This is a genomic window from Amycolatopsis sp. CA-211722 (assembly GCF_056828465.1).
Window position 1 is genome coordinate 2,632,463 of the sequence record NZ_CP184752.1, and the last position, 15,700, is coordinate 2,648,162.

14 protein-coding genes and 1 tRNA gene are annotated in these 15,700 nt (G+C 69.8%); 5 read left to right on the top strand and 10 right to left on the bottom strand.

What is annotated here, in order from left to right:
• Positions 1 to 26: 26 nt before the first annotated feature.
• Positions 27 to 1,244 (top strand): alpha/beta hydrolase, encoded by a 1,218-nt coding sequence (locus tag ACOCEP_RS12935; protein WP_482337437.1) that lies wholly within the window; start codon positions 27 to 29, stop codon positions 1,242 to 1,244.
• Here the strand turns inward: ACOCEP_RS12935 and ACOCEP_RS12940 are convergent, their stop codons facing one another.
• Together ACOCEP_RS12940 and ACOCEP_RS12945 are read right to left on the bottom strand one after the other, a co-directional pair.
• A complete protein-coding gene (locus ACOCEP_RS12940) occupies positions 1,245 to 2,084 on the bottom strand; it encodes an oxygenase MpaB family protein (RefSeq protein WP_482337438.1) in 840 nt (279 codons plus the stop codon).
• Between the two features lie 45 nt (positions 2,085 to 2,129).
• Positions 2,130 to 3,035 (bottom strand): serine hydrolase, encoded by a 906-nt coding sequence (locus ACOCEP_RS12945; RefSeq protein ID WP_482337439.1) that lies wholly within the window; start codon positions 3,033 to 3,035, stop codon positions 2,130 to 2,132.
• 132 nt (positions 3,036 to 3,167) lie between these two features.
• Here ACOCEP_RS12945 and ACOCEP_RS12950 point away from each other — a divergent pair, with 132 nt between their 5' ends.
• On the top strand, positions 3,168 to 3,764 hold the full coding sequence (locus ACOCEP_RS12950) for a DUF4383 domain-containing protein (RefSeq protein WP_482337440.1): 597 nt from the start codon (positions 3,168 to 3,170) through the stop codon (positions 3,762 to 3,764).
• A 3-nt stretch (positions 3,765 to 3,767) separates the two neighbouring features.
• On the opposite strand, the gene ACOCEP_RS12955 is transcribed toward ACOCEP_RS12950, so the two are convergent.
• The 3 genes from ACOCEP_RS12955 to ACOCEP_RS12965 form a co-directional block, all read right to left on the bottom strand.
• Complete coding sequence (locus ACOCEP_RS12955; RefSeq protein ID WP_482337441.1) at positions 3,768 to 4,751, bottom strand: SCO0930 family lipoprotein; 984 nt, start codon at positions 4,749 to 4,751, stop codon at positions 3,768 to 3,770.
• Between the two features lie 82 nt (positions 4,752 to 4,833).
• Entirely contained in the window at positions 4,834 to 6,207 is a 1,374-nt protein-coding gene (locus ACOCEP_RS12960; RefSeq protein ID WP_482337442.1) for a nitrosuccinate lyase, read from the bottom strand.
• A 25-nt stretch (positions 6,208 to 6,232) separates the two neighbouring features.
• Positions 6,233 to 6,772, bottom strand: coding sequence for a DinB family protein (locus ACOCEP_RS12965; RefSeq protein WP_482337443.1), 540 nt, complete (start codon positions 6,770 to 6,772; stop codon positions 6,233 to 6,235).
• A 98-nt stretch (positions 6,773 to 6,870) separates the two neighbouring features.
• On the opposite strand from ACOCEP_RS12965, the gene ACOCEP_RS12970 reads away from it, so the two are divergent.
• Positions 6,871 to 6,946 (top strand) — tRNA-Lys (locus ACOCEP_RS12970).
• Between the two features lie 37 nt (positions 6,947 to 6,983).
• Here ACOCEP_RS12970 and ACOCEP_RS12975 read toward each other — a convergent pair.
• Together ACOCEP_RS12975 and ACOCEP_RS12980 are read right to left on the bottom strand one after the other, a co-directional pair.
• Positions 6,984 to 7,871 carry a class F sortase gene (locus tag ACOCEP_RS12975; protein WP_482337444.1) on the bottom strand — a complete coding sequence of 296 codons (888 nt, stop codon included), beginning with the start codon at positions 7,869 to 7,871 and terminating at the stop codon, positions 6,984 to 6,986.
• Positions 7,872 to 7,940: 69 nt separating this feature from the next.
• Positions 7,941 to 9,017, bottom strand: a complete 1,077-nt coding sequence (locus tag ACOCEP_RS12980) for a hypothetical protein (protein ID WP_482337445.1) — start codon at positions 9,015 to 9,017, stop codon at positions 7,941 to 7,943.
• On the opposite strand from ACOCEP_RS12980, the gene ACOCEP_RS12985 reads away from it, so the two are divergent.
• Entirely contained in the window at positions 8,995 to 9,660 is a 666-nt protein-coding gene (locus tag ACOCEP_RS12985) for a hypothetical protein (RefSeq protein WP_482337446.1), read from the top strand. The two genes, ACOCEP_RS12980 and ACOCEP_RS12985, sit on opposite strands and share 23 nt — an antisense overlap.
• 36 nt (positions 9,661 to 9,696) lie before the next feature.
• Here the strand turns inward: ACOCEP_RS12985 and ACOCEP_RS12990 are convergent, their stop codons facing one another.
• Positions 9,697 to 12,336, bottom strand: a complete 2,640-nt coding sequence (locus ACOCEP_RS12990; RefSeq protein ID WP_482337447.1) for a COG1361 family protein — start codon at positions 12,334 to 12,336, stop codon at positions 9,697 to 9,699.
• A gap of 393 nt (positions 12,337 to 12,729) precedes the next feature.
• Positions 12,730 to 13,623, bottom strand: coding sequence for a hypothetical protein (locus tag ACOCEP_RS12995; RefSeq protein WP_482337448.1), 894 nt, complete (start codon positions 13,621 to 13,623; stop codon positions 12,730 to 12,732).
• 502 nt (positions 13,624 to 14,125) lie between these two features.
• Here ACOCEP_RS12995 and ACOCEP_RS13000 point away from each other — a divergent pair.
• Positions 14,126 to 14,698 carry a response regulator transcription factor gene (locus ACOCEP_RS13000; protein WP_482337449.1) on the top strand — a complete coding sequence of 191 codons (573 nt, stop codon included), beginning with the start codon at positions 14,126 to 14,128 and terminating at the stop codon, positions 14,696 to 14,698.
• Positions 14,699 to 14,733: 35 nt separating this feature from the next.
• On the opposite strand, the gene ACOCEP_RS13005 is transcribed toward ACOCEP_RS13000, so the two are convergent.
• Positions 14,734 to 15,480 carry an SDR family oxidoreductase gene (locus tag ACOCEP_RS13005; protein ID WP_482337450.1) on the bottom strand — a complete coding sequence of 249 codons (747 nt, stop codon included), beginning with the start codon at positions 15,478 to 15,480 and terminating at the stop codon, positions 14,734 to 14,736.
• Between the last annotated feature and the right edge of the window lie 220 nt (positions 15,481 to 15,700).

Below are 15,700 nucleotides of genomic sequence, written 5' to 3' on the forward strand. Positions count from 1 at the left end.
TGCCGCCGCCGGGAGGGACGATCGCCATGGGACTGGGCTTGAGCGCCATCCGGCTGGATTCGACCCTGAACCTCGTCATCGTCGTGGTGCTGGCCCTGCTCGCGATCATCGCCGTTCCGTTCTTCTGGGAACGCTGGCGCCGCAAGCTTTTCGGCCGCAGCGCCACGATCGTCCTCGCGGTGGTGCTGATCGTGGTCGGCACCGGGATGGGTGGGAACATCATCGGCGGGTTCTTCCCGACGGTCGGCGCCCTGTTCGGCACCGGTGTGTACTCGGGGCAGGGGGTCGACGCCGTCGGTGGGCAGAACGGCGCGGACCTGGACAAGCTGGGCGCCGGCGGGGCGACGCGCGCCAAGGAGGGCAAGGGTTCCGTCGTGTACATGACGGTGACCGGCAAGCGCACCGGCCTGACCCGTGATGTCTCGGTGTATTTCCCGCCCCAGTACTACGGTTCCGCGTACCAGGGCTTCAAATTCCCGGTCATCGAATGGATCCCGAACTATCCGTCCGGGCCGGAAGTGGTCACCGGTCCGTACGGACTGCCCGCTCAGCTCGACGCGGCCATCGCGAGGAACGCGCTCCCGCCGTCACTGGTGATCATCCCGGATCCGACCGGGAAACCGAAGATCGGCCACGACACCCAGTGCGTCGACGAGGTCGACGGATCGGCCAACGACACCTACCTGACCGCCGACATCCGCGACTGGGCGATCGAGAAACTCGGCGCCAATCCGCAGCGGAAGGCGTGGACGATGGCGGGCTGGTCCTCGGGCGGGTACTGCGCGATGAACCTCGTGACCCGGCACCCGCAGTGGTACGGCCAGGCGGCGAGTGTCAGCGGCTACGCGGAAGCTTCGGTGGACGCGGAGACGGAGAACCTGTTCAAGGGCAGACAGGACATCATCGACGCGAACAAGGTCACGCTGAACCTGCAGAAGCACCCCTCGCCGGTGGACATCCTGGCGATCGCGGGGGACAAGGAAGGCTTCGAGAGTTCCTCGCTCGATCAGCTCCAGGCGGCCGTCCGCACGCCCGCGACGCTGTCGTCGTGGCGAATCCCGGACGCCGGCCACAACATGAACACCTTCAAGACGCAGATCCCCGACGTGCTGGCGTGGATCGGCGCGCGGACCCTGCCGCCGTCCGCGCCGCAGGACAAGAAGATCGTCACCAACGGCGGGGTCAAGCCGTGGCCGCTGCCGAACACCGGAGCCAAGGGCGCGCTGGTCGACGTCGTCGAGTAGCTACCCGCGCCTGGCGCGATATGCCTTGGGGTACAAGCGAAGCCGGTCGGGCACGCGGTTCCCGGCCGCCCTCGTGACTGCGCCGAGGCGCCGGAGCCGCCGCTCGTCCGCATCTGTCCACTTGAGACTCAAGCGGTCGCGAAGCACCGGCGGAAGCAAGCCGATCGCGCACAGGGTCAGCACGTTCCCGCCCGCTGGCCGGACGGGGCGCCACAAGGCCTCCGGCAGGAACCACCACGGAGGCGGTGGCGTGTCCCGCATGGTGATCGAGTGGAGCAGTTCCCGGACCGTGCGGTTGTCCTCGAGCCGGTTCGCGACGACGTCGTCGAAGTAGGCCTCGAATCCATCGAGGTCCTCGGGCATGTGGTGCTCGCGAAGGCCGAGCAGCAGGCCGAGACGGCGCCATTCCGCGTAGAAGCGGTTCTTTTCGTTGTGGGACAAGGGATGAATGAACACCTCCTGCATGCGGATCGTCGTCCAGAAGGTCGATCCGTGCACCCATCGGTAGGCCTCGGGGTTCAGCGCGTGATAGCGCTCGCCGTGGTGGTCGACGCCCTTGATCGCCTTGTGCAGCTCGCGGAGCCGTTCGGCCTCGGCGACCGCCTCCCGGCCGCCGAAAACCTGGCACAGCAAGGAATCGATGGTCCGGTCGAGCCTGCCCCACGGGTCTTCGGTGTAGTTCGAATGGTCGTGGACACCGGCGCCGACCACCGGATGCGCGACCTGCAGCAGCAACGCCGTCCCCGCCCCGAGCAGCAGTCTCCGGTCGCCGACCACTCGCCAGGCGACGGAATCCGGGCCGAGCGGGGTCACGGCGGGCAGGCGGGCTTCGGTGCTCATGACGACCTCCCGGGAGAGCGGCGTGCGGCCACTGTCCCACCTTGTTTACAGGTCGTCAATAGCCGGGCGGAGCGCCCTCACCACGTCGGACACCCGTTTGCCGGCACCGGTGTAGGTGGTCGACGACGGCTGGGAGGTCAGGACGACGACGATGTGGCGATCGTCCTCACCGACGGTTCCGGAGCTGTGCAGGATCCGGGAGCCGCGGCAGCAAGACCAGCCTTGCTTGATCGACCAGCGAAGGGAACCGACGGCGTCCGGGATGCCGAAATACTGCCGGATCCCGTCGGATCCGCTCTCCGTCGCGCCGCTCAACGCCCGCATGATCGTCGTCCGCGTCCCCGCGCCCGCCTTCTCCAGCAGATAGCGGTAGATCTTCGCGACGTCCGCGGCGGTGATCCGGGTGTCGCCCCAGCGGCCGGGGTCCTCGGGCGGCCGCGTCCCGCCGAGGCCGATCTTGCCCGCCCATCGGGTGACGATGGCCGGTCCGCCGAGGGCCGTCCACAGCCTGCTGGCGATGTCGTCGTCGCTGACCGAGAGCATCCGTTGCACGGTGCTCGCCGGTGTGCCCGCTTGAAGCGCTTCCAGCGCGATGAGGAGCTTCACCAGGGAAGCCGAGGTGTAGGCCCGCTCCGGCTTGAGGGAAACCGTGGTCTTGGTGGCGATGCGGTCGTAGACGACCACGCTCACCTGCCCACCGGGGACGAGTTCCGCGAGCTCCTCGGTGTCCACGGACTTCGGCGGTGATCCCGGTGCCGCCGAAGAGGAAGGCGGCGACGGGGACGGGGACGGGGACTCGGCCGGTTCCGGTTCGGCTTCGAGGGTGACCACCGTCTCGGCCGCGGCCGCGACCGCCGCCGGGCCCGGACGCGACCGCGGAACCAGCACCATCGCGAGGACGGCGCCCAGGCACAACCCCACCAGGAGAATGACTCCGCTCACCTTGCCCACACGACCTGTTGACCGGATCACCCGATCGTGTTCACGGTTAGGCCGTTCGGCCGCCTCTGTTTGCCCGGGAGGACCCCGGGGTATCCGGCACCCAAGCCTGAATTCAGGTCGCCAACTCTGGGAGGCGGAGCAATGGCACGTGCACAACGCGCTCGTATCCGGACCGCGGGCCTGCAGCCCGCGCAGGTTCTCGCCGGGCTGTCGAGCCTGGCCTTCCTGGTGTTCGGGATAGTGGGCTTCACCAGGACCGGGTTCGCCGATTTCGCCGGTCGCAGCGACGCGACGGTGCTCGGATTCTCGGTGAATCCCCTTTACAACCTCGGATTCGTCCTGCTGGGCGCGATCGGTCTGCTGCTGACCTTCGGCTCGGGCCGGTCCAGGGTCTTCGGTCTCCTGACGTTCGTCGCCTTCGGGGCGCTGTTCGTCTGGGGTCTGATGATCGCCGGGACCGTTTCGACGAATCCGGTCTCAGAGGCGGGGAATCCGTTCAACCTCAACGCGACGGACAACTGGCTGCACCTCGGCCTCGCCGCCCTCGGGCTGCTGATCGCGGTCCTGCCGGCGCGGCACAAGGTGCTGCTGCCGGAGGACGAGAACGAGAACGTGGTGACGGGCCGGGCCGACAGCGCCACGGTCGTCGAGCCTCTTCCGGACACTTCGCGACGGGCGAAGCACGAGAAAGGCCCGGCCGTCGCTCGTGACGAGCGACCGCCGGGCCTGGCCCACTAGGTCTCAGTAACCGTAGTCCTGGGCGGGAGCGCCTTCCTCCTTCTTGGGGGCGGCGTTCCCGCTCTGGGCCGCCTTGTTCTTCACCGGCGCGGTGCTCTTGCAGCCCGCGGGCTCGATGACGAACCAGGTTCCGCCGACACCGTGCCCGTTCGCCTCACCGGCGTTCGCGTCCTTGGCGTAGCGGTAGACGGCCCAGCCGCCGACGGTGACCTGCGTGGTGCCGTCCGCGCGCTTCACCGTGCCGAGCAGCTTCGGGTCGATGCCCTCGAGCTGGACGTCGCCCTCGGCGAGCACCGGCGGCCAGGTCTTCGCGCAGTCACCGTTGCAGGTCGGCTGCTTGTTCTTCTTGTCCTTGGTGAACATGTAGAGGGTGAAGCCCTCCTTGTCCACAATGGCCGGTCCGATGCCGTCGACGTTGGTCGCGACCAGCTTCGTGGCGCCGTCCTTCTGTTCGGCCGGAGCCTCTTCCTTCGCGGCCTGGCCCGCCTTGCCGCCCTTGGCGTTCGCGGCATACCAAGTGCTGCCGACGCCCTGTCCCTTGGTCTCGCCCGCCTTGGCGTCCTTGGCGTAGCGGTAAAGCGCCCAGCCGCCGACGGTGACCTGCTTGCGGCCGTCGGCGCGGGTCACCTCGCCGACCAGCGCCTGATCCACGCCCTCGATCTGGACGTCGCCCTCGGCCAGCATCGGCGGCCAGGTCTTCGCGCAGTCACCGTCGCAATTGGACTTCGGCGGCTTCGCGCTGTCTTTGTCGAAGCGGTACAACGTGAACCCGTCCTTGTCGACGAGTACCTGGCCGAGGTCGCCGGCGTCGGCCACGGCCACCTTGGTCTCGCCCTTGGCCGCGGGGGCGTTCCCTCCCGCCCCGGCCACCGCGGCGGCGGGAGCGACGGCGGGCGCCGCCGTCTCGGTGCCGCCCGAGCAGGCCGACAACGCCACCAGGCCCACGGCCGCGGACGCCGCTGCGACGACGAAACGCTTGCGAAGCATGGGATTTCTCCTTGTTCGTAGGGGTTCCGCGGCTTGGCGCGGTGAGCTCGTACCCCCTACACGGAGCCGGTGCGGGACCGGTTCAAGGAGTTTTCGGATTTTCTTCGCGCGCCTCCAGCGCGGCGTCGGTGAGCGCCCCGGCCGACCCGGTGTAGTTCGCCGGATCCAGCAGCTCGGCGAGGGAATCCGCGGGGAGGACTCCGGTTAGCTCCGGCAGGCCGGAAAGAACTTCGCCGAGCGCCCTGCCCTGCTCCAGTGCGAGCTTGGACGCGCGTCCCAGCGCCTCCTTGGCCCGCGCCTTGCCGAGCAGCGGGGCGAGCACGGTCGACAGGCGCTCGGAGACGATCTGGCCGTGTGTGAGGCCGAGGTTCTCGCGCATGCGCTCGTCGTGCACGACCAGGCCTCGGGCGAGCTCGGCCGCCGTATGCGCGGCGCCGCCGGTCAGGCGCAGGCATTCGCGCAGCAGCTGCCACTCGGCGTGCCACGCGCCCGCGGACCGTTCGTCCTCGGAGAGCACGGTCTGGGTGACGCCCGTGGCCAGCACCGGGACCTGGAGGGCGGCCGACCGGATCAGCGTCGCGAGCACCGGATTGCGCTTGTGCGGCATCGCCGAGGACCCGCCACGCCCCTCACCCGCCGGCTCGGTGACCTCCCCGACCTCGGTGCGCGTCAGGAACTGGACGTCGACCGCGATCTTCCCGAGCGCGGCGGCCGTGAACGCGAGGGCGGCCGCGAGGTCCGCCGTCGGGGTGCGGAGGGCGTGCCAGGGGAGCGTGGTCTCGGCCAGACCGGTCTCCTCGGCGAAGGCCGTCTGGAGCCGCTGCGGATAGCCGTCGGGCAGATCGGCGAGGCGCGCGTACTCGGCGTACGCGGCCCTCGTGCCCGCCGCGCCACCGAGCGAGACCGGGAGGACGACACGGTTCAGCCGGTCGAGCGCGTCGAGCGTCAACTGGCGCCAGCCCGCCGCCTTGAGCCCGAACGTGGTCGGGACCGCGTGGGCGGTGAGGGTGCGCCCGGCCATGAGCGTGTCGCGATGCGCGCGGGCGAGGCCGGCCAGCGCGTCCGCCGTCGCCTCGAGGTCCGAGACGAGGAGCGTCCGCGTCCGCGCGGCGACCAGCATCATCGCGGTGTCGAAGATGTCCTGGCTCGTGGAGCCGCGATGGACGTACTCCGTCCCGGCGGCCTCGGTCAGCTCCTTGATCAGCCCCACGACCGGGTTCGCCGTCTCGCGAGCCGCCCTCGCCAACCCGACCACGTCGATCTCGACCGACGCGGCGGCCTCGGTGATCGCCTCCGCGGCGGCCCGCGGGATCAGCCCGGTGGCGGCCTGAGCCCTGGCGAGCGCCGCCTCGGTGTCCAACAGTGCCCGCACCCAGGCGAGATCACCCGTCGCCGCCTCGGCGGGCGTGCCGGCGCGGACCGGGGACAGGAGGCCGGAATCGGGATCGGCGTTCATCGGCCCAGCATCGCATTTCAAGGTTTCAGTGGCCTGTCCTCCCGTCGATGCGCTCGCGCAGCAGATCGGCGTGGCCGGCGTGACGCGCGTACTCGGCGATGTGATGCGTCAACAGCCAACGCAGCGAGAACGGCTCGCCGTCACGGCGGCTCTTGCCCGTGTCGTCGAGCGACGCGGCCGCCACGATCTCGCGCGACCGCGCGCACTCGTCGTGCCACGCCGCCCACGCGGCCTCGACGTCGCCGCCGGTGTCCTCGAAGTCCTGCTCGGGCCACTCGTCGGAGTAGTAGAGCAGCGGGACGTCCTCACCCGCGAACTGCAGGCGGAACCACCAGCGCTCGACGCCGGTGAGGTGCCTGAGCAGCCCGTGCAGCGACAAGCCGGACGGCTCGACCGCCCGCAGCGCCATCTGCTCCGGCGTCAGCCCCTGGCACTTCAGCTCGAAGGTGCGGCGATGCCAGTCGAGGGTGGACGTCAGGATCTCGCGCTCACTCGCCACGCGCGGAGGCTTCGGACGGTCGCCCTCCCAGCTCGCCGCGTAGTTCTCGTCAGGGATCGTGTCCATGCCCCGACCTTGGCAGACACCCCCGACAATTCCGTGGCGCTCGGGCGGCCGCCCCGCCATCCTGGTGGTCGACGGCGGTCTACTAGACTCAGCCGCACGGGCCGTTAGCTCAATTGGTAGAGCTGCGGACTTTTAATCCGTAGGTTCTGGGTTCGAGCCCCAGGCGGCCCACCATCAGATTTTCGCTGGCTACTGTCCTGCGGCCTCTCGGCTAACTCGACGGCACTGAAGCCCTGAGCGGACCGTGTGTCTCGTGTCCATCGCCGGCGACGCGGCTGCTGCCTCCTTCCAACCGGGCGAAAACGATCACGTTGTCGCGGTAGGAGCGCGCGGTCCCGTCGAAGGAGCCGCCGCAGGTGATCAGTCGCAGTTCCGGACCGCCAGTGCGGCCGTAGACCTCCTTGGTGGGGAAGCGATCTTTGGGGACGCGAATGGTTCGGTGCACCACGAAGGTGACGACGGAGCCGTCCGCGCGTTCGATGGTGACGCGGTCACCCGCCGCGAGTTCGTGCAGCCGGAAGAAGATGCCGGGCTGGGCCCTGCCGTCGACGTGACCGACGATCACCGCTGGCCCGGTCTGCCCGGGCGCCGGTCCCGGCTCGTACCAACCGGCCTGCATCGGAGTGGCCACCGACGGGATTTGCATCCGCCGGTTCGCGTCGAGTCCGAGCTTGATCAGCGACGAGTCGGCGTCGATCTTGGGGATGCGCACCGCGATCGGGGCCATCCGGATCGCGGGGTCGACGACCAGCGGCGGGGAGGCCGACGGTGCGGCGTGCGTCGTGCCGGGCGCGGAGGCTATCGCGGCCGGCGACGGCGTCCTGTCCGTGGTCAGGCCGATCACCAGCCCCAATGCCGCCGCGGCGGCCAGGGTCGCGGTGATCGCGCCGAACGCGGGACGCGGCCACTCCTTGTCCCGGCGCAACCGCCGACCGGCCTGATAGAGCGTCTCCCAGCCGACCGCGCAGATGATGACGAGGGACGCGCTCACCACGGCGAAGCCGGTGTTTTCCGGCAGGACCGTGACGGCGGTCAGCATCCAAGACAAGCCGAGCAGCACGAGCAGGGTGAGCCGGGTCTGGATTTCGGTCACGGTCATGACCCACTCCAGTCGAACAGGAGGGATGGTGTGGTGTGGCCGGGGCATGGCCACACCACACCGTTCCCCCTAACGAAGGTGACGACGGCGCGCGGATACCGCCGTCACCAGGAGAAGGGCGATCACCAGAACCGCCAGTCCGCCACCGACGATTCCGCCGACGACGCCCTGGTGATCATCGGCGGTACCGCCACCGCCGGCCTCGACCGCGCCGGCCGGCACCGGGTATCCGGCGTCGACGTGCTCGCCCGCGGACCCGTGTGTGGCCGCTTCGACCGAACCGCTGTGCGTTCCGGCTTCGTGGGCGCTGCCGACCGCCGACGCAGTGAGACCGCCGTGATGGCTACCCACCGGGTAGCCGGCCGCGGTACCGATCGTGTCGTGCGCGGAACCACCGGTCTGGTGACCGGCGGTGCCACCGGTGCTGCCACCGGACGGCGAACCGGGGTGGGTTCCGGGTGGGTTCCCGGAGCCACCGTGCGGGTCACCGGTGCCAGGTGCCGGTGCCGGAACTGGCACCGGAGCCGGAGCCGGAACAGGTGCCGGTGCGGGTACCGGAGCCGGTGCCTGGCCGGCGGGGGCGAGGTAGGCGGTGCCAGTGGCGCTGGCCTGCTCTCCGCTCGCCGTGGTGCCGGTGACCGTGACGGGCGCCGTGGTGGTGTCCGCGGCCGGCGTGACCGTTCCGGTGCACAGGGTGCTTTCCTTGGCGGCCAGCGTGCTGTCGGCGCAGGTCATCGCACCATTGGGGGTGGTGCTGGTGACGTTGCTGACGGTGCTGGTGCCGGTGTTGGTGACCGGAACGGTGACCGTCGCCGGTTGGTCGGCGGTGACCGGTACGGCGTTGTCCGGTGCTCCGGCGTTGGTGCCGTCGACCGTGGGCGTGCCCATGGTCAGGTGACACGAACACCCGGTGTCACTGCCGCCGGCCGGGGCGACGTAGGCGGTGCCGGTGGTGCCGGTCTGCTCTCCGTTCGCCGTGGTGCCGGTGACGGTGACCGGGACCGCGGTGGTGTCCGCGGCCGGTGTGAACGGCCCGGTGCACAAGGTGCTTTCACTGGCGGTCAGCGTGCTGTCGTAACAGGTCAACGCACCGCTGGGGGTGGTGCTGGTGACGTTGTCGACGGTGCTGGTGCCGGTGTTGGTCACCGGAACGGTCACTGTCACCGGTTGGTCGGCGGTGACCGGTACGGCGTTGTCCGGTGCTCCGGCGTTGGTGCCGTCGACCGTGGGCGTGCCCATGGTCAAGTGGCACGCGCACCCGGTGTCGGCCGGTGCCGACACCTGGCTGGTGGTGGTCGCACCGACAGTGCTGTCACCTGTGCCGGTACCGCCGGCGGAGGTCGCCGGCATTGTCTTGGCGACGCTGGTGGCTCCGCCAGAAGCGGCGGTCACCGGGCTGGACGAGCCCGATCGCGTGGTCAGCGCGGAGCTGACCGGCTCGAGGACTCGTGTCACGGACGAGTCCGATCGAGTCGCCGATCCGCTGCCCGCCGACGTGGTCGAGCTGGTCGAATCGGCGCCGGTCGTCGTCGCGGACGCCGAGGTCGTGCTGGTCGATGCCGCCTTCTGCGGCTGCACGAGTCCCGACACCAGCGACGTCACGGTGGTCAGCGGACTGGTGTCCGCGGTCGTCTGGTCACTTGTTCGCGGTGGCTCGGTGGCCTCCTCGGCGTGGGCCACACCCACGCCGAGGAACATCAAGCCGCCTGCGAGCAACCCGGTCTGGATGGACCGTTTTACCCAGGTACGCATGAGAAACCTTTCCAAGCTCTGCTGGGCCGATCAGTGATCTCGGCGGTGTCCGGCCGTCGTCAACCGATATCCGTCAGTGCGTGCTCGCGCCGGTCAGCGCGGACAGCGGAGAAATGGCGGACAGCGGCGACGTGGTCGCCTTGGTCGAGGCGGCGGTGGCGGTGGCGGTCGAGTTGGCCGGGTCGCAGGTGCACACACCGGTGGTGGTGTAGCGCTGCGAGAACCCGACGGTCGAGGTGTTGCCGGCGGCGTCCTTGCCGGTGAAGGTGGCCTTCACCGTCTTGGCGCCGGTACCGGCGGTGAACCCGATCGTGCACTGGGTGCTGGCACCCGGGGCGAGCGTCGTGCTGCCACAGGTGACCCGGCCGTTCTGCGAGGTGCCCCGCAGATCGGTGATCGGCGCGGTGCCGGTGTTGGTCATCTGCACCTTGATGGTGGACTTGCTGCCGGCAGGCACGGTCGCGGTCGAGTTCGAGCCGATCACGGCGCCGTTGACCGAGGGCTTGCCGGTGATCGTCAGCTTGCCGGCGCCCGCGGGCGTACCGGTGTAGAAGACCCGGCAGGCCTTGCTCTGCTGGGTGCCGTTCGGACCCGACACGGTGAAGTTGAACTGCGCGGTGTTCGAGCCCGGCCGCGCGGTCGTGGTGACGGTGCAGCGGGTGGTGCTGCCCGGTGCCAACTGGCCCGAGCCGCAGTTCAGCTTGCCGAGCGAGGTGGTGCCGCCGAGCCCGGACACCGGGACGGTGCCATTGTTGGTCACCGGAATCGTGATGGTGACCTGGCTGCCGGACGGGACGTTCGGGCCGGGAGCGGTACCCGCGGCCTTCCCGTTCACCAACGGAGTGCCGACGGAGATGCTCGCCGACGGCTGCGGCTGCGGCTGCGGCTGCGGCTGCGGCTGCGGCTGCGGGACCGGAACCGGAGTCGGCTGCGGCTGCGGGACAGGCACCGGGACCGGAGTCGGCTGCGGCGTCGGGTGCGGAACCGGAACCGGGTGCGGAGCCGGCTGCGGGGCCGGGACCGGGACCGGGGTCGGCGTCGGCTGCGGCTGCGGAACCGGGACGGGGGTCGGTTGGGGCTGCGGGTTGCCCAGCAGCCCGGTCACCGGGCCCAAGATCCCACCGACGGCCGGCAGTCCGGGCAGTCCGGGAAGACCGGGCTGGGTCGGCGTACCGGGCTCGCCGGGGGTACCCGGCAGGGGCAGGCTCGGCAGACCCGGAAGAGGCAGCCCCGGAAGACCCGGCGCGGGCGTACCCGGAGCAGGCGTGCCAGGGGCAGGCGTGCCGGGAGCAGGAGTGCCAGGAGCGGGCGTACCGGGAGCAGGCGTGCCGACGTAGCGGATCGTCGTCTCCGAGCTGACGGTCGAGCCGTTCGGCTTGGTACCGGTGATCGTCAGCTTCGCGCTCTGCGAGCCCGGCTTCGCCGGAGCCGTGAACGTGTAGGTGACGGTGCCGCCCGGCGCGACCGAGGTCGCGGACGGGGTGACGGTGCCGCCGGGGAACGAACCGCTCAGGTTGGTGAGCGGCTCGGTGCCCTTGTTGGTGAAGGTGACCGAACCCGAGACCGGCGAGCCGGCCGGGATGGTCGGACCCTCGCCCGAGATCGGCTTGCCGCCGATGGCGGGGACGCCCGGTTGCATCGGCGTCGAACCGCCGAGCGCGCCTCCGACGATCGGCAGGCCGCCGGTCGGGAGGCCACCGGTGAGGGTCTCACCGCTCGAGCCGGGCAGGCCCGGAAGGCCGAGCGACTGGAGCGTCTTGATGTTGTCGGTGATCTTCAGGACGTCCAGCATCGCGGCCGGGTCGCCGCTGCTCATCTTTTCGAACGCGGTCTGCCACAGCAGGCGCATCGCGTCGAAGTTGTTGCCCGCGAAGGACAGGTACTCGTCCGGGGTGAAGACCGTGTCCGGGCCGAGCCGGTTCATGATCTCGGCGACCTGGAGGGTGTTGTAGAGGTAGTCCGGTGCCAGGACCTTCGCCGGGTCGGGAATGCTCGGCATCCCCTTCTGGACGAAGTCGGCCACCTTGTCCGGCGTCGGCAGCCGGGACATGTCGACGGCCATGGTCTTGGTGTCGATGGGCAGGCCCATCCCGCCGCACCCGGTCGCCATCGTGAGGTAATCGGTGCCGTGGCCCCGCACGTGCGACGGGTTGAAGATCGGGATCCAGCCCAGCGGTCCGCCGTAGGCGTCGACGACCGGCATGTGCGAGTTCCCGATCGCGCCACTGGCCATCGACAGGATCAGGTTCTTGTACGCCGGGTCCGTGTGGTAGGTGAGGGCGTGCGAGTTGCTGCCGAGCAACGGAATCCCGTCCTCGTTCTTCCACATGTGCTGCAGGAAGAAGTCGCACGCGTCGCCGCCGCCCTCGTGGGAGGTGTCCCCGGTCGAGTGGCCACCGCCGGACTGGTTCGGGTCGACGGACGTCTGCTTCGTCTCGCCGCCGAACAGGCCACCGGTGAAAACGCCACCGCTGAGCACGTCGCCGCTGAGGAACTTGCCCACGGTCGGTATCTGCGCGGTCGGGAGGTCCGAGGGCCGGCTGCCGGAGGTGCCGCTCGTCCCGAAAGCACTCACCGTCGAGCTGGGCTGAGAGCTCGCGAACAGTGAGGTGGTGTCCGTTCCGGAAAGGCCGAGGCCGTCGAGGCCCGGCAGGGAGGCGGCAGCGGCGTTGGCGGTCAAGCCGATCAGCGCGAAGGTCGCGGTGACCGACATCGCGGCCGCATTGCGCAGCGTGCGACTCGACCGGCGGGAACAGGGATTCGCGAGGGAAAGGCCGACGGGGGCCCTTCCGCTGGGGACATCGGCGCGATGGCGCCGAGTCCAACGTGTGAATTTCATTTTCAACGCTCCAGTTGATGAGCGCCTGCCGATAACATCGGCGCGGCGGTTGACGTGTCTGTTGTGAAACGGGTCTTGTTTTCGCCGACAGCCCTTGGACACCAGCCGTTGATGGAGGTAGTGGCAGCGGGAACCACCGACTCGCGATTTCAGCCCTGAGTTCGCGTGCCGGCCGTCGAGTTGCACCTCGACGGTCCTGCTGTCGCTACCGATCAAGGGATTTGCTTCGCGATCGCTTACGCGTGAATCGCGTTGGCGGCCGACACGTCAGTCCGGCGACACCGAAGGATCGTCCGCACACATACGGAGCGGGAAATGGTGATCCGAGACCGGCTCGCCGAGCGTGAACCGCGAGCCGATCGGTCCGCCGTCGAAGATCGCGGCGGAAGTCGAGGAACCACCCTGCGCGGCCGACGTGCCCGACGAGGGGGCGCTCCCGGGCAGCACCGCGGGCGCGATCGGGACGATCGGCGACAGTGGTGACAGTGGTGACAGCGGCGACGGGGTGGCGGGGGTGGTCAGGTGAGGCAGTGCGTGAGCGGCGGCCGGTGACAGCGGCGCCGCGTCGGTCACTCCGACGGCCGCGGCCGCGAAGTCGGCCGTGGGCACCGGCGCGTCAACGGCCGGTTCCGGCGCCGCGACCGGTGCGATGTCCGGCATCGCCGGGACGAACGACGTGGCCTCGGGGGCGGGTGTCTTCGGTGAGATCACCGAGGTGACCGTCACCGTGACCCAGCCGACCGTCCGGTGTGCCGCCGACTCGGTCACGGTCAACGGTGCGGTCACCTCGGAAACCGTCTGCACCGCGGGCGCGACCAGAGCCGAACCCGTGTCGGTCACCGAGCGGACGGTCCGCGTCGCCGTCTCCAGCACCGGCTCCGTCAGGGCGGTGACCGCCGTGTTCGCCGTGCCGAGCGCCTGCTGTGTCGCCGCGACGGCGTCCGAGGTGACCTCGCGGACCGTTGCCCGCACCAGGTCTCCCACATTCGTCGGCGGTGGAGCCGGGACGGATCGCGGCGGGTATTCCGGAGAGTCTTCGGCCGGTGGGTCGGCGGCGACGGGGAGAGGGGAAACCTCTTCCGCGGTGGCCGAACCCGCCAGGACGGCGGCGCCGGCGAATCCGGCGATCGCCAGTCCGCCCAGCGTGCCGAAACGGAGCAAGGCGCGCCCGCGACGACCGCGCGAAACGGGCGACGTGCCCGTTTCACACCGAGTCGTTCGCAGCCACACCATCGCACTCCACCATTTCCGGCTTGCTCGAAGGGGTTGCCCCAACAAACGACAGTAAGGACCCGTCAGGCGATAGGGAACTGCCACTTACGGGACCCGCCGTCGCCACTCCATACAGTCACCGGCTCCCGAACGAACCACTTTCCGTCGGTGTCGAAATGGGGGCGCCCGACCCAAAGTGCACGATCGGGTGAATCGGAAAAACAGTGATCAACCGCTCGTCGCGATCTGGATCGCGCGGCACGCGAGAACAAGGGTTACGATTCGATAACGGGGCGTCGTTGTCGCTGGTACTGGCGACGGAACCGGCGCGGTGATCGACTTCATAACGTTTTGCTCATCCCGCGTAAGGGAATGGATGGACCGACGTTCCCGGGGCATGGAGGCCGTGTTCAATCCCCGAAACGAGCGCGATCGCGAAGAACCTTCGGAAATGGCCGCGGCGGTGGAGATCCTGGTCTACGCCGACCGGCTGAATACGCGTCATGGGCTCGCGCGATCGCTGCAGGGCGCGCCGGGAATCGGGCGCGTCGAATGCGCGGCGAGCGGCGACGAACTCGTCAGCAGGTACGTCCGGTCGCCTGCCGACGTGGTGTTCGTCGCCGTCCGGCCGGGCGAGCCGTCCGGTCCCGCGGCCGCGGCGACCTTGCTGTCGGTCGCCCCCGACGCCTCGGTGATCATGTTCGGATCGTCCGGCACGGTCGCCCTGGTGCCCGGTGTCGGCGGATTCCTCCGGAATCACGACGGCCTGTACCCCGAACTGGCCATCGCCGCCGCGCCCCAGGACACCGCATCGCCCGCCGTCGAACGTCCGCACCTGTCCGAACGCGAGCTCCAGATCCTCTGGGGCATGGCCCAGGGCAAGCGGAACCTCGATATCGGCGCCGATCTCGCCCTCTCCGAGGACAGCGTCAAAACCCATTGCAAGCGGATCTTCCGCAAATTCGGCGTCCACGATCGCGCCGAAGCGGTCGCCGCCGGTTTTCGTACCGGGTTCCTCTCCTGACGCCGGGTGCTCTCGGCGATTTCGGCCATTCCGGTTCAGGGCTGGGCGTCGAGCCACTCCGCGAAAGTGGGGCCCGCGAGCTTGGCGTGCGGGCTCGGCAGGAAACCGCCGGCGGCCGCGATCTCGGCGTCGGGCATATCGGAGCCGTCGACGCCGACGACCTCGATGCCCCGGCGGGCGCCGAGTAGGCGGGCCGCGTCCGCCATGATCTCCCTGCGGGGACCCGCGATTTCGGGGATCGGCGGTCCAGGGTCCTCCTGTCCGGTGGCGAGGTCGACCAGCTCCTCGGCGACCGTGCGGCAGGCCACGAGCTGAGTGGGCAGGGCGGGCAGGTGGACGACGTCGCCCCGCCGCCAGTCCAGGAGCCGGCCGACGAACTCGTGGAACTGCGCGGCCCGCAGGACGCGAACCGGTAGAGGTCCTGCCAGGAGGAGTTCCTCGTGCACCTTCTTGGCGGCGAGGAAACCGGCGGTGGCCTTGTCGGCGCCGATGATGGACGCCGCGGTGATCCGGGCGACCCCCGCCCGTCGGCCGGCTTCGTGCAGATTGCGGGCCGACGCGCGGAAGAATTCCGTCGCCGCCTCCTGTTCGGAGTCGTGCCAGGAGGCGACGTCGATGATGCTTCCGGCTCCGGTGAGTGCTTCGGCGAGTCCTTCACCGGTGACGACGTCCACGCCGGTGGTCCGGGACATCGGTATGACGTGGTGTCCTCGTTCGGTGAGGACGTCGACGACGTGCCGTCCCAGCCGGCCGGTCGCTCCGGCCACCGCGAACTTGCTCATGGTTCGAACCTTTCGGTGTCGGTCGAGAAGAGGACGGCCTCCATCGCGGTGGGCGTCCTTCTCTCGGTGTCGTGACCAAGAGATCCCGGTGACCCGATTCCCGTGACAGGACGGCCTGGTGATGCAGGCCACCGGGCTTCGGTGTCACAAGGGGGAGCGAGGGCGTTCGTGCGTGGATGTCGAGACGGCCGAGCCCGCTCCGACCCCCTTCCGGAAACAC